Annotated in this window: 15 protein-coding genes; 3 read left to right on the forward strand and 12 right to left on the reverse strand. The window is 45.8% G+C overall.

What is annotated here, in order from left to right; all coding sequences use genetic code 11:
• Positions 1–141: 141 nt before the first annotated feature.
• Positions 142–1,089 (reverse strand): flagellar motor protein MotB, encoded by a 948-nt coding sequence (locus ATB74_RS11860; protein ID WP_061018667.1) that lies wholly within the window; start codon positions 1,087–1,089, stop codon positions 142–144.
• Positions 1,090–1,101: 12 nt separating this feature from the next.
• Entirely contained in the window at positions 1,102–1,866 is a 765-nt protein-coding gene (pomA, locus tag ATB74_RS11865) for a flagellar motor protein PomA (protein ID WP_060982560.1), read from the reverse strand.
• A gap of 299 nt (positions 1,867–2,165) precedes the next feature.
• Here pomA and xseB point away from each other — a divergent pair, with 299 nt between their 5' ends.
• From xseB to dxs, 3 genes are read left to right on the forward strand one after another with little or no spacing between them, the layout of a single operon-like run.
• Positions 2,166–2,408 (forward strand): exodeoxyribonuclease VII small subunit, encoded by a 243-nt coding sequence (gene xseB, locus ATB74_RS11870; RefSeq protein WP_004734405.1) that lies wholly within the window; start codon positions 2,166–2,168, stop codon positions 2,406–2,408.
• Between the two features lie 20 nt (positions 2,409–2,428).
• Positions 2,429–3,313, forward strand: a complete 885-nt coding sequence (gene ispA / locus ATB74_RS11875) for a (2E,6E)-farnesyl diphosphate synthase (RefSeq protein ID WP_061018668.1) — start codon at positions 2,429–2,431, stop codon at positions 3,311–3,313.
• 21 nt (positions 3,314–3,334) lie between these two features.
• Entirely contained in the window at positions 3,335–5,218 is a 1,884-nt protein-coding gene (gene dxs / locus ATB74_RS11880) for a 1-deoxy-D-xylulose-5-phosphate synthase (protein WP_061018669.1), read from the forward strand.
• 117 nt (positions 5,219–5,335) lie between these two features.
• Here dxs and ATB74_RS11885 read toward each other — a convergent pair whose 3' ends face one another.
• The 10 genes from ATB74_RS11885 to ATB74_RS11930 all read right to left on the reverse strand — a co-directional run bounded on the left by ATB74_RS11885 (position 5,336) and on the right by ATB74_RS11930 (position 13,490).
• Positions 5,336–5,695, reverse strand: a complete 360-nt coding sequence (locus tag ATB74_RS11885; protein WP_060982563.1) for a putative quinol monooxygenase — start codon at positions 5,693–5,695, stop codon at positions 5,336–5,338.
• Positions 5,696–5,740: 45 nt separating this feature from the next.
• Positions 5,741–6,247 (reverse strand): phosphatidylglycerophosphatase A, encoded by a 507-nt coding sequence (gene pgpA, locus ATB74_RS11890; RefSeq protein ID WP_060982564.1) that lies wholly within the window; start codon positions 6,245–6,247, stop codon positions 5,741–5,743.
• Entirely contained in the window at positions 6,247–7,221 is a 975-nt protein-coding gene (gene thiL, locus ATB74_RS11895) for a thiamine-phosphate kinase (protein WP_061018671.1), read from the reverse strand. Before thiL ends, pgpA begins: the two co-directional genes overlap by 1 nt.
• Before the next feature lie 115 nt (positions 7,222–7,336).
• Positions 7,337–7,804, reverse strand: coding sequence for a transcription antitermination factor NusB (gene nusB / locus ATB74_RS11900; RefSeq protein ID WP_004734399.1), 468 nt, complete (start codon positions 7,802–7,804; stop codon positions 7,337–7,339).
• The gene (ribH, locus tag ATB74_RS11905; RefSeq protein WP_004741508.1) at positions 7,804–8,274 is read right to left on the reverse strand and encodes a 6,7-dimethyl-8-ribityllumazine synthase; all 471 of its coding nucleotides are present in this window, start codon (positions 8,272–8,274) and stop codon (positions 7,804–7,806) included. The genes nusB and ribH overlap by 1 nt, the downstream gene beginning before the upstream one ends.
• Before the next feature lie 295 nt (positions 8,275–8,569).
• The gene (gene ribBA / locus ATB74_RS11910) at positions 8,570–9,679 is read right to left on the reverse strand and encodes a bifunctional 3,4-dihydroxy-2-butanone-4-phosphate synthase/GTP cyclohydrolase II (RefSeq protein ID WP_017096788.1); all 1,110 of its coding nucleotides are present in this window, start codon (positions 9,677–9,679) and stop codon (positions 8,570–8,572) included.
• 107 nt (positions 9,680–9,786) lie between these two features.
• Positions 9,787–10,443 carry a riboflavin synthase gene (locus ATB74_RS11915; RefSeq protein ID WP_048612249.1) on the reverse strand — a complete coding sequence of 219 codons (657 nt, stop codon included), beginning with the start codon at positions 10,441–10,443 and terminating at the stop codon, positions 9,787–9,789.
• A 46-nt stretch (positions 10,444–10,489) separates the two neighbouring features.
• A complete protein-coding gene (ribD, locus tag ATB74_RS11920; RefSeq protein WP_081090104.1) occupies positions 10,490–11,623 on the reverse strand; it encodes a bifunctional diaminohydroxyphosphoribosylaminopyrimidine deaminase/5-amino-6-(5-phosphoribosylamino)uracil reductase RibD in 1,134 nt (377 codons plus the stop codon).
• 10 nt (positions 11,624–11,633) lie between these two features.
• Positions 11,634–12,083 (reverse strand): transcriptional regulator NrdR, encoded by a 450-nt coding sequence (gene nrdR, locus ATB74_RS11925; RefSeq protein ID WP_004734394.1) that lies wholly within the window; start codon positions 12,081–12,083, stop codon positions 11,634–11,636.
• A 156-nt stretch (positions 12,084–12,239) separates the two neighbouring features.
• Positions 12,240–13,490, reverse strand: coding sequence for a glutamate-5-semialdehyde dehydrogenase (locus ATB74_RS11930; protein WP_061018674.1), 1,251 nt, complete (start codon positions 13,488–13,490; stop codon positions 12,240–12,242).
• Between the last annotated feature and the right edge of the window lie 56 nt (positions 13,491–13,546).

Consider the following 13,546-nt stretch of genomic DNA (forward strand, 5'->3'; position numbering starts at 1 on the left):
TTGTTATTAAAAGTAGCAGGTTTCGAAACAACATTAATTCAGCAGAAAGCATGATAGAAGACCAGCAAACAAAAAGCCCAACCTCATTATAAGGTTGGGCTTTCGATGCTATCTGCTTACTACTGCGTGTGCTCGTATAGGCTATTTATTAATAACAGGCACTTCGTCACTGTAAAGCGGTTCGCCCTGCATGATGCTGATTTCAACGCGGCGGTTGAGGCTACGTTGCCATTCAGTATCGTTCGGCTCGACTGGCTCGGTATCGGCCATGCCACGTACTCTCAAGCGTTGATGAGAAAATCCGCGAACCTTTTCCATCTCTTGAGCAACAGACACAGCTCGCTGTGATGACAAGTCCCAATTAGAGCGATAAAGCTCTGAATCAAGACGTTGGTTATCGGTGTGTCCTGAGATTCGAACGATACCCGGAACGTCTTTTACCAGCTCAGCAACCTGTCTCACCAACGGGCGGAATTTAGGTTGTAAGAAAGCGGAACCTGATGGGAATGCGCCTTTTTCACGAATTCGAATCACAATCTGCTGGCCAAGGTTTTCCACCTCAATCGCGCCTTGGTCGATCTCTCGCTCCAACGCCTTCTTGATGCTTTCCATTAAGGTTTCCATCTCTTGCGATTGAGCTTCAGCTTGTTGTTGCTGTTGGTCTGACTCGGAGTTTTGATTGTCGTGAGTCGAGACCTCTGGCGACTTGCCTCCGGTCATCTTGCCTTGGTCACGCATGGTACCACCAGCACGTTCAGATTCACCTTCATGAAACTCAAGCGTTTGCTGCGTAATATCAATCGTCTGCTGCATGATCACATCAATCGGTGTCGGCTCTGGGCGACCAGGGCGAAACTCTTGTGCAATGATGCTGGTGCCTTTAGGAATGTCTTTCACTTCCAAGCGGTTTTGTACACCAAACGCAAATTTCATCGAGCCAGCGATCTGTTTGAACTTCAGTACGTCCATCTCAGAAAATGAGAGCAGCAGTACGAAGAAACACATCAGCAGTGACATCAAGTCAGCAAATGTCCCCATCCATTGAGGTAACCCCGGAGGAGGACATTTACATGGATTCTCTTCATCCATCTTCAACTCCTCTTACGCTGGTTCACCATCAATCATACGCTTACCTTCATTTAGGTAGCTCTTCAGGTAACCATCAATAACTCGTGGGTTTTGACCATCTTGAATCGCTAATACGCCATCCATAACCAAACGACGGTTTAGTGTCTCTTGGTCACGACGTAGCGCTAGTTTATCTGCGATTGGGAAAAACACCATATTCGATAGAATTGCACCATATAGGGTGGTCAAAAGTGCTACCGCCATCGCAGGGCCGATCGCTTTTGGATCATCCATGTTCGAAAGCATGGCAACCAGACCAACCAAAGTACCGATCATGCCCATCGCAGGAGCAACATCACCAAATGCAGAGAACACTTTCGCGCCCTGCTCGTGACGCTCTGTCGTTAGCGCAATGTCTTTTTGTAAAGCAGCACGCACCACATCACCATCATGGCCATCTACCAACAGGTCGATACCTTTTTGCATGAAGCTGTTGCTGATTTCCATCTCTTCGAGTGCTAAGAAGCCACCTTTACGCGCTGCATCCGCCATCTCTACCACTTTAGCGATAAGATCTTCAGGTTCATCGGCTTTAAACATGAATGCTTTGCCAGCAATTTTAGTCGCACCAAAGAACTGTCCCATGGTGAACTTCATTAGAACAACAAAGGTTGAGCCACCAACTACGATCAAAATGGATGTCGTGTCATAGAACATCCCGAGGCTTCCACCTAGGATCATTGCCATGATTACAAAGGCAAATCCACCAATCAAACCTATTAGGGTTGCTAAATCCACTGATGCACTCCTCATGCTTTTTTGTAGCTCTATGTCGACGATAATCTTTGTATCGGCAAGACTATAAGATCTTTTAGTAAATTCTTGGCCTAAGTATCACACTTTTCGTTTTTGAATCCCAACTATTGGCTTACTTTGCTTTTATACGTAGCGCATAAACTCGATAAAGCTAAGGTTATTCAAGCAAAGTGAGTTCAAGCCCCTTAAAAACAAACTTTCTAGCAAAATTTCTTGGTTACATTTGACCATCTCAGCGGCCTAGGGTAACGTTCGTTCATCTTTCCAAACGCAGATTTATTATGGCTACTAAGAAACCTGAAAATATGAGCTTTGAAGCAGCAATCGAAGAGCTTGATGGCTTGGTTGATCAACTAGAAAATGGTGATCTAGCTTTAGATGATGCGCTTAAAAAGTTCGAACGAGGCATCTCCCTCGCTCGTGCCGGTCAAAGTAAACTAAATGATGCTGAACAACGCGTTAGCATCCTACTGCAGAATGATGAAAATGCAGAGCTGAGTGACTTTAACCCACAACCTGAATAACGAATTGTATGAGATCCCCTATGATCGAGACTTTATTGTCTTATCAAGCACGTAATAACGAGCAACTGAACCTTTGGCTTGATCGCCTGCCACACCAAAATCAGAACCTGATCAACGCGATGCGTTATGGGTTACTTTTAGGCGGCAAACGCGCACGTCCATTTCTTGTCTACATTACAGGGGAAATGCTCGGCTGCACCGCTGAAGAACTCGACACTCCAGCATCTGCAATCGAATGTATTCATGCCTACTCTCTGATTCACGACGACCTTCCAGCAATGGATGACGATGAACTGCGTCGCGGGCATCAGACTTGTCACATCAAATACGATGAAGCAACGGCAATTTTAACGGGCGATGCACTACAAACTCTCGCTTTTACTATACTTGCGGAAGGCACATTAAGTGCTGACGGTGAAAGCAATCGCGTTCGAATGATTCAACGCCTAGCAGAAGCCTCTGGTGCACAAGGTATGTGTATTGGACAAGCACTTGATATTGAAGCTGAAAATCGCTCTGTCACTCTAGAAGAGTTAGAAGAAGTTCACCGCAATAAAACGGGCGCTCTAATGAAATGTGCGATTCGTTTAGGTGCGCTTGCTGCTGGCGAGAAAGCGTTTGAAGTGATGCCTCAATTAGACAAGTACGCCGATGCCATTGGATTAGCATTCCAGGTTCAAGATGATATTTTAGATATCACTAGCGATACTGAAACTTTGGGTAAGCCACAGGGTTCTGACCAAGAATTAAACAAAAGCACCTACCCTTCTTTGCTAGGTTTAGAGGGCGCTCAAGAAAAAGCGCGAACTCTGCTACAGGAAGCGCTTCAAGCTTTGGCTGCAATCCCATACAATACCCAGTTACTCGAAGAGTTCGCCCGATACGTCATCGAGCGCAAGAACTAAGACAATAAGCGCGCATTACCTATGACTCTTGATATATCAAAGTACCCAACTCTTGCTTTGGCTGATAAGCCAGAGGATTTGCGTCTACTTCCAAAAGAGACGCTGACCCAGCTTTGTGATGAATTACGTACCTATCTTCTTAACTCAGTGAGCCAATCAAGTGGTCACTTAGCATCAGGCTTGGGTACAGTAGAGCTAACCGTGGCTCTGCACTACGTGTACAACACGCCTTTTGACCAGTTGGTTTGGGATGTTGGGCATCAAGCATACCCGCATAAAATTCTTACTGGTCGTCGCGACCGTTTATCGACTATCCGTCAAAAAGATGGACTGCACCCATTCCCATGGCGTGAAGAGAGCGAATACGACACACTTTCTGTTGGTCACTCTTCAACTTCGATCAGTGCTGCACTTGGTATGGCTATCAGTGCAAAGAAAGAAGGTAAGAACCGTAAAGTCGTGAGTGTGATTGGTGATGGCGCGATTACTGCAGGTATGGCATTTGAAGCCATGAACCACGCAGGCGATATTCACAATGATATGCTGGTTATCCTGAACGATAACGAGATGTCGATCTCTGAAAACGTGGGTGCGCTAAACAACCACCTAGCTCAAGTTCTTTCTGGCAGTCTTTACACGTCAATTCGTGAGGGCGGCAAGAAAGTGCTATCAGGCGTTCCGCCGATTAAAGAGCTGGTTCGTCGTACAGAAGAACATCTAAAAGGCATGGTTGTCCCTGGCACCATGTTCGAAGAGTTAGGCTTTAACTACATAGGCCCAATTGATGGTCACGATGTCAATGAGCTGATTAAAACGCTTAAGAACATGAGAGACCTAAAAGGTCCTCAGTTCCTGCATATCATGACTAAGAAAGGCAAAGGCTACGAGCCTGCTGAGAAAGATCCAATCGGTTACCACGGCGTACCGAAATTCGATCCAGCACACTCAAGTCTGCCTAAGAGCACCAGCTCTAAACCAACTTTCTCTAAGATTTTTGGCGACTTCCTGTGTGATATGGCCGCGCAAGATCCTAAGCTAATGGCAATCACGCCAGCAATGCGTGAAGGTTCTGGCATGGTGCGTTTCTCGAAAGAGTACCCAGAGCAATACTTCGATGTTGCTATTGCTGAGCAGCACGCAGTAACGCTAGCAACAGGTATGGCGATTGCAGGTGATAAGCCGATTGTGGCTATCTACTCAACTTTCCTACAACGTGGCTACGATCAACTGATCCATGATGTGGCTATCATGGATCTACCGGTTATGTTCGCTATTGACCGTGCTGGTCTTGTCGGTGCCGATGGTCAAACACACCAAGGTGCGTTCGACTTAAGCTTCATGCGATGCATTCCAAATATGGTGATCATGGCACCAAGTGACGAAAACGAATGTCGCCAAATGCTTTACACTGGCCACCAGCACAATGGACCAAGTGCAGTTCGTTACCCTCGTGGCAATGGCATGGGCACAGAAATTCAAAGTGAGTTTACTGCACTTGAGATTGGTAAAGGCCGTATCGTTCGTGAAAGCTCAAAAGCAAAAGATGGCGCTAAGGTTGCTATCCTAAGCTTTGGTACTTTCCTAGAAAATGCACTTCAAACCGCTGACGCTATCGATGCGACCGTTGCAGACATGCGCTTTGTTAAGCCGCTAGATGAAGCTCTAATCAAACAACTTGCCGCTGACCACGATGTATTGGTGACTATCGAAGAGAATGCGATTGCCGGTGGTGCAGGTGCAGGTGTGATTGAGTTCTTGATGCAAGAGAAACTGCTAATGCCAGTACTGAACCTTGGTCTACCAGACAAGTTCATTGCTCAAGGCACTCAAGGTGAACTGCATGAAGAGCTAGGCTTAGACGCGAAAGGTATTGAGAAGTCTATCTCTGAGTACCTTGCTAAATAGCTTTCAGTAGCGAACTGCATAAGCAACAAAACAAAAAAAGGTTGGCCCTAGGGTCAACCTTTTTAGTATCCGCTAACTCATTAGCTAGTCACTGTTTAAGTCACTTGTTACAGCAGATTAGCAACAAGGCTTAAGCACAGGTGCGTCATAGTTCTCAGGTTCATCAGAGTAGATAGCAACATTGAAGTTCTCAACTAAGCCAGTCTCTTCAACACACTGCTCTTGGAAAAACTGTTGAATCTCACGACGTTGGCAATGCGCTTCAAACGCTTCGTTATCCGCCCAGATTTCGTTGAAAGCAATTGGGAAACTCTGACCTTCAGCAAACGGGCTCTTGATGTGACGAGTCACTGTGTATTGGATACAACCATCTTCACGCAGAGTGTTAGGCTCTAGTGATTTCAAAACTTCAAACAACTCGTTCAATTTGCCTTCTTTTGGCTGAAATTGAGCAATACAGTAAACCTTCTTAGACATTGTAATTCCTTGTTTATTAGTCGTTATATTTAAACCGTTCAGAGCTTATACTAGCCAGCCCGCGAAATGCGCCACCGCATACAGCGAAATAGCCGCCATGATGCCCGCCACAATATCATCAATCATGATACCTAAGCCGCCGTGAACTCGCTTGTCTAACCAACCAATTGGCCAAGGCTTCACCATATCGAAAAAACGAAACAGAACAAAGCCAGCTAATAGCCATTTCCAATCATCAGTAGCAATGCCCAACATTGGTACTAGACCCATGGTGATCCAAAAGCCAGCAAACTCATCCCATACGATAGAGCCGTGATCATGCACGCCCATATCGTCAGAAGTTACTTGGCATATTTTGATACCAATAATGCAGCTCACAATCACTAAAATGACATAAACCGGGAAAGGCAACTGAACCAATAACAAGTACAACGGAATAGACGCGAGCGTGCCCATGGTTCCAGGAATAATCGGCGATAAGCCACTGCCAAAACCCGTTGCTAGTAGATGCCAAGGGTTTTTAAGAGAAATACGAGAAAGTGGGTTTGTCATCAATTAACCTTAAAGTGATCGTAACCAGTTAAGTTCCAACTCAGTGGTTCACCATTATTGTGTAATTCAAAATATTCTACAGGTCTTATCTGGCCAATGCAGGTGACTTTTGTACCAGTGTGTGACAAAGCACTTTCCAATGAACCTTTATTCTCTTCAGGCACAGTAAAGCACAGTTCATACTCTTCACCACTGGTCAGCGCATACTGCTGCGCTGAGGCAACATCTGAAGCAAACTGGCGCAGTTCTGGAGAGATAGGTAGCGTGCTTACATCAATACTCGCACCAACCTCTGAACGCTTCAGGATATGTTTTAGGTCAGCAATCACGCCGTCAGAGATATCAATCGCCGATGAAGCAAGGTTCACCAGCGCCTGACCAGCTAACACTCGAGGGGCGCTCACATAATGTCTCTCTTCAAGCTCAAGTGCATAAGGCTTAGCTTTGTTCTGCTCAGGGTTAAGCAACACCTCTAGGCCAGCTTTGCTGTCACCTAAGTTACCCGTTACGTAAATCCAGTCACCCACTTTAGCGCCATCTCTGCGCAGGGCTCGTCCTTCAGGAACAAAGCCCTGTACAGTCAATGTCAGGCTTAGTGGTCCTTTAGTTGTATCGCCACCAATTAACTGGATACCAAAGTAGTCTGCGAGTTTAAAAAAGGAGTCACAGAAAGGAGCAAGCCAGGTTTCATCCACTTCAGGCATGGTTAACGCAAATGAAACCCAAGCAGGCGTCGCCCCCATAGCGGCAAGGTCACTGATATTAGAAGCCAAAGCCTTGTGTGCCACCCATGCCGGATTAGCCTCAGCCAAGAAATGGGTACCAGCCACTAAGGTATCCGTGCTGATCGCTATCTCAACATTGCCCGGCGCTTTGACCAAAGCACAGTCATCACCAGCAGCCAGAAGTACGTCTTTACGTTGTGGTTGTCGATTTACAAAATATTTTTCAATCAGGTTAAATTCGCCAGACATCACATGCCCTATCTTTAGTATTCATACAAATCACCGTAATTATTGATATTACAGAAATTTAGTTACAAAAAAGGCCAGCATGAAAGCTGACCTTTAGATTCAATATACGAACGTCTTATTTCTTACGAACGTGCGGTGCTGCTTTATCAAGCACACCGTTAACAAACTTATGGCTGTCTTCTGCTGCAAATACTTTTGCAAGCTCGATAGCTTCGTTGATAACCACTTTGTATGGTACATCTTCGCGACGAGTCATCTCGTACATAGCTAAACGTAGAAGCGCTAGTTCCATCAGATCCAGATCTTGCATAGGGCGAGATACGAATGGACGAAGCTTGCTATCAAGTTCCATGTGGCTAAGAGCAACACCAGTTAGCAGGTCGCGGAAGTATGCAACGTCTGTTTCTGGCATAGCAAGTGCAGGTTCTGCAGCATGATGCTCTTCTTCATCATACTTACCACCAGATAAGAACTGTTCTTCAACGGTAGCAATATTTTCTTTAGTAATTTGCCAAGAATAAATTGCTTGTAGAGCAAATTGACGTGCGTTACGACGTGCGGCTGGTTTCACACTGGCCCCCATTAGGAATCGATTTCAGAAAGAACGTTGATCATCTCAAGTGCGCTAAGTGCTGCTTCTGCACCCTTATTACCAGCCTTGGTTCCTGCGCGTTCAATAGCTTGATCGATCGTATCAACAGTAAGAACACCAAACGCTACTGGAAGAGAGTATTCCAGAGACACTTGTGCCAAACCTTTATTACATTCACTACAAACATAGTCAAAGTGAGGTGTACCGCCACGAATTACTGTACCAAGAGATACAATCGCATCGAACTTGCCTGTTTTTGCAACGCGCTGCGCTACAAGTGGAAGTTCAACTGCACCAGGGCAACGAACAACAGTGATGTTGTCTTCGCTTACTTGTCCATGACGCTTTAAAGTATCGATTGCACCAGAAAGTAAACTTTCGTTAATAAAACTGTTGAAACGAGCAATAACGATAGCAATTTTTGCATTTGGCGCTGGGAAGCCACCCTCGATCACTTTCATAAGCCTTCCTTTAACTATTTTCATCAAGTGAGAATCGCCGGATTCTAGCACAAAACTGTGAGCAATATCTAATGGTAATTTAGAAGAACAGACACCGGCAATGTAAAGATGATAATGCAGCGCTGGTCCCAAGCATATAGGAACAGCGAGGAGCCAAGTTTGTGTATTGAACACGTTTTGAGTCGAACTTGGCTACTTTGCCCTTTTGGCAAAACTTATTACCAAAAGAGCCACTGAAATCATCGGTAAATTATGTCGCTACAAACGGAGAAACGTCTGCTCGTTGACACATGATTTATTCGCAAACGTACTCAACAACGTTAAGACCAAAACCACCCAATGCGTGGTAACGCTTAGTGCTCGAAGAAAGCAGACGCATATCGTGCACACCTAGGTCTTGAAGAATCTGAGAACCGACACCAACACGGCGCGAGGTACCCTGCTTCTTAGCCATGGTTGGCTGCTCGTTTTTATCTTGCGCTTCGAATGTCTTCACTTTGTGGATCAAAGAATCAGACGACTCTTCGTTGCCAAGAATAACCAGCACACCGCCTTCGTCGCCAATGCGCTTCATCGCTTTATCTAGCGACCAGCTGCGCTCAGTACCGCGGTCTGAGTGAAGCAGATCCGTAAACGTATCATGCAGGTGAACACGCACCAAAGGAGCACCTTCGGTTAAACTGCCTTTTTGCATTGCGTAGTGGATCTGGTTATCAATTGTATCGCGGTAAGTCACAAGCTCGAAATCACCAAACTCTGTTGGTAAATGACATTGTGCAACACGCTCAATCGTTGTTTCTGTGTTGTTACGGTATTCGATCAAGTCAGCAATAGTGCCTAGCTTAATGTCATGCTTTTCTGCGAACACTTCAAGATCAGGGCGACGAGCCATGGTACCGTCATCGTTTAGGATCTCAACGATAACCGAAGCTGGTTCACAGCCCGCTAATCGAGCTAAATCACAACCCGCTTCAGTGTGGCCAGCACGCGTTAATACGCCGCCTTCTTGAGCTGTCAGTGGGAAGATATGACCAGGTTGAACTAAGTCAGCCGCTTTTGCGTCTTTCGCTACTGCTGCTTGAACCGTCACTGCACGATCGGATGCTGAGATACCGGTTGTTACACCCTCTGCCGCTTCAATCGAAACCGTAAAGTTAGTGGTGTACTGTGCATTGTTGTCTTGAACCATAGGTGCTAAGCCCATACGGTTTGAACGCTCTTTAGTCAGCGTTAGACAAATCAAACCGCGGCCGTACATTGCCATGAAGTTAATCGCTTCTGGCGTAACATGTTCTGCTGCCATGATCAGATCGCCTTCATTTTCGCGATCTTCATCATCCATCAGGATAACCATTTTTCCTAGGCGAATGTCTTCAATAATTTCTTGAGGAGTACTAATTGGCATTGTTCTATATCCTTTGAAATGGTTCTGCTTCCTCGAACCGACACTATTTAAACCTGATGATATTGCTTCGCTTTACAAAGTCTCGCTTAAATACTTTGTATCAACGGTTAGGCAAAACCATTCTGCTGTAAGAATTCCATTGTTAATCGAGATTCAGGCTCAGATTCTTGTTGCTGACCTTGCAGTAAACGCTCCATGTAACGCGCCAATACATCGACTTCTAGATTCACTTTACGACCGACATTGAATTGGTCGATGGTGGTTTCTGAAGAGGTGTGAGGAACGATAGTCAGCTTGAATGCGTTCTTACGTAAATCGTTCACAGTCAGGCTGATACCATCGACCGTTACTGAACCTTTTTGAGCCACGTATTTTGAAATTTCTGCTGGCATTTCTACCCAGAACTCAATCGCACGACCGACTTGGTTACGTTCAACAATCTCACCCACGCCATCAACGTGACCCGATACGATATGACCACCGAAACGCGTGGTCGGCAGCATTGCTTTCTCAAGATTTACCTTATCGCCCGCTTGGTAATCCACAAAACCCGTTTTTTTCAGGGTCTCAAGCGAAAGGTCTGCACTGTAGCTGTGGTCGTTAAATTCAACCACAGTCAAGCACACACCATTGGTTGCAATACTGTCGCCTAACTGAACGTCAGCCATATCAAGCTTGCCAACGTTAACCGTTACGGTGATGTCTTCTCCGCGGGGAGTGATTGCACTCAATGTACCTACGGCTTCTACAATTCCTGTAAACATTTTAAAACTCTTTTTGTTGTCAACGACACGTATGCAGTTGGAGTGACTATTTCGAGAGTGGTTTCGCTGCTATTGGTTTAGCCACAATTGGTTTCGCCACAATGCGAATATCCACACCAACCTGTCGAACATCTTTAATTTCTAGGTCAATCACATCAGACATTGAAGTGAGCCCTAATGCGCCCATCAAACCTCGTCCGTCACTGCCCATAAGTTTAGGAGCTAAATAGAGAATTAGCTCATCCACCAGCTGCGCTTCAATCAAGCTTTTTGCCAATGTAGCGCCCGCTTCGACCCAAATATGGTCGATATGATTCGCAGGTAATTGACGCATCAGATCATGCAAATCGAGCTGACCCGCATCTGTGGTTCCGACTTCAATATCCGCAGACGCTTCAGCCACTCTTAACACGGGTGTTGGCGACTGGTATAACTTAAGTTCAGGACGCAGTTGATTTTGACGGTCAAGAATCACGCGAATTGGCTGACGAAGTTCATCTTCAACGTAATGAGCTTTAATACTGTTTGGCAACTCTGCCCAGCGAACATTGAGCGACGCGTTATCTTCAATCACCGTCTGGCTAGTTGATAACACAGCGCCTGATTTTGCTCGGTAGTTCTGAACATCACGACGCGCTTCTGACGATGTGATCCACTGGCTTTGACCATTTTCCAATGCCGTTTGGCCATCAAGGCTAGCGGCCATCTTTAGCTGAACGAATGGCATGCCCGTTTGCATACGCTTGATAAATGCAGGGTTCAAGTCGAGAGCGTCTTGCTCTAGCAAACCAATTTCAACCTCAATACCCGCATCGCGTAGCATTTTGATACCACGGCCTGCGACTTTTGGGTTTGGGTCCTGCATCGCGCAAATCACTTTGGCTACTTGAGCCTTAATCAAACCTTCCGCACAAGGTGGCGTTCGACCGTAATGAGAACAAGGCTCTAGCGTGACATAAGCCGTCGCACCTTTTGCCTTATCGCCCGCCATTCGCATGGCATGCACTTCGGCATGAGGTTCACCCGCTTTAGCGTGAAAACCTTCACCAACGATCTGGCCATCAGTTTGTACAATCACACAACCGACATTTGGGTTTGGCGCAGTGGTGTAAATACCGCGCTTCGCTAAATGGATAGCACGCGACATCATTTGAAAATCTAGGGGAGTAAAATTAGACATGATTGAGGGGTTAGTCCTCTAATTTAGCGATTTCTTCGCCAAACTCTCGGATGTCTTCAAAGCTGCGGTAAACAGAGGCAAAACGGATGTACGCCACTTTGTCCAATTCTTTCAATTGACCCATCACAAGGTTACCAATCATCTCGCTTGGTACTTCACGCTCACCAGTTGCACGGAGTTGTGACTTAATCGTACTGATCGCAAGTTCAATCGCATCAGCACTCACTGGGCGTTTTTCTAGGGCGCGCTGTACACCACCCACCATTTTATCTTCATTAAACGGTTCGCGGTTTCCATTCGACTTGATGACTTTAGGCATCACAAGTTCTGCCGATTCGAACGTAGTAAAACGTTCACTACATGCAAGGCATTGACGGCGACGACGAACCTGATGGCCATCAGCTACCAGTCTTGAATCGATTACTTTAGTGTCGTTCTCTGAACAAAAAGGACAATGCATATCACCTCCAAATAATTGAATATTAGTGTAACGGAATTGCCAAACGTTAGGAAAGAAAAAGGGCCAATTAAGGCCCTTTTGTGTGGTGATTCATTGATTATTGCTACTCGATCGCCATTTCAAAAATGAGCTGAGGAGTAAAATTAACGACCAGCGTTAACCGCGAACTAAATAGTTCGCTTTACCTACCCATTTGTAACTTGTCAGTTCTTCTAAGCCCATTGGGCCGCGAGCATGCAATTTCTGAGTAGAGACTGCGACTTCAGCGCCTAAACCAAACTGTGCGCCATCAGTAAAGCGTGTTGATGCATTCACATAAACCGCCGCAGAACCAACAGAGTTAATGAAACGCTCTGAGCTCTCTAGGCTGTTAGTCATGATCGCATCTGAGTGACTCGCGTTGTGTACACGCATGTGGTCAATCGCTTCTGCCACATCCGCAACGACTTTCACGCCTAACGTGTAGCTTAGCCATTCAGTGTCAAAGTCGCCTTCAACCGCATCACGTTGGTCTTCAAAACCCGCTAGCAGCGATTTTGCACTGGTATCAGCAACCAAGGTTACCTTGCCTGCTAAACGCTGTTGCAGCTTAGTTAGGAAAGCTTCAGCAACCGCTTCATGCACTAACAGTGTATCTAACGAGTTACACGCTGATGGACGTTGAACTTTCGAGTTTTCAACCACATCGACAGATTTATCAAGATCAGCACTTTCATCAACAAAGATATGGCTGATACCAAATCCGCCGATGATCACTGGGATGGTGCTATTCTCTTTACACATTTTGTGCAAGCCAGCGCCACCACGAGGAATGATCATATCTACGTAGTCATCTAGCTTAAGCAGCTGAGAAACAAGCTCACGATCTGGCTTTTCAATATACTGAACAGAAGCAGCAGGTAACTCTGCTTTCTCTAACGCAGATTGGATAACTTTTACCAGCTCCATGTTCGAGAAGAAGGTCTCTTTACCACCACGCAAGATGCTTGCGTTACCTGTTTTCAGACACAGTGCCGCAATATCGATAGTTACGTTAGGACGTGCTTCATAGATAACACCAACAACACCAAGAGGTACACGACGACGAGACAGTGACATACCGTTTTCCAGTACTTTGCTGTCGATTTCGCTGCCCACAGGGTCGTTTAGGCTAATCACATTACGAACGTCGTTAGCGATGCCCGTTAAGCGTTCTTCATTCAGAAGTAGACGATCAAGCAGTGCGTCCGTTAGACCCGCTTCGCGACCTAGTTCGATATCTTTCGCGTTCGCTTCTAAAATCGTTGCTGCGTTTGCTTCTAGCTCATCAGCGATAATTGCCAATGCTTTATTCTTTTGCGCCGTTGATGCGGTCGCTAGGTGGAAAGCAGCGTCTTTTGCTGCGATACCCATGTTAGTTAAATCCACGTTTAACTCTCCCTAAATTCTGTCTGTCTTTGGATGGAAAAAGGCGATTCGCACTA

The sequence above is a fragment of the Vibrio splendidus genome, assembly GCF_001557875.1.
Lineage (GTDB): Bacteria > Pseudomonadota > Gammaproteobacteria > Enterobacterales > Vibrionaceae > Vibrio > Vibrio splendidus_F.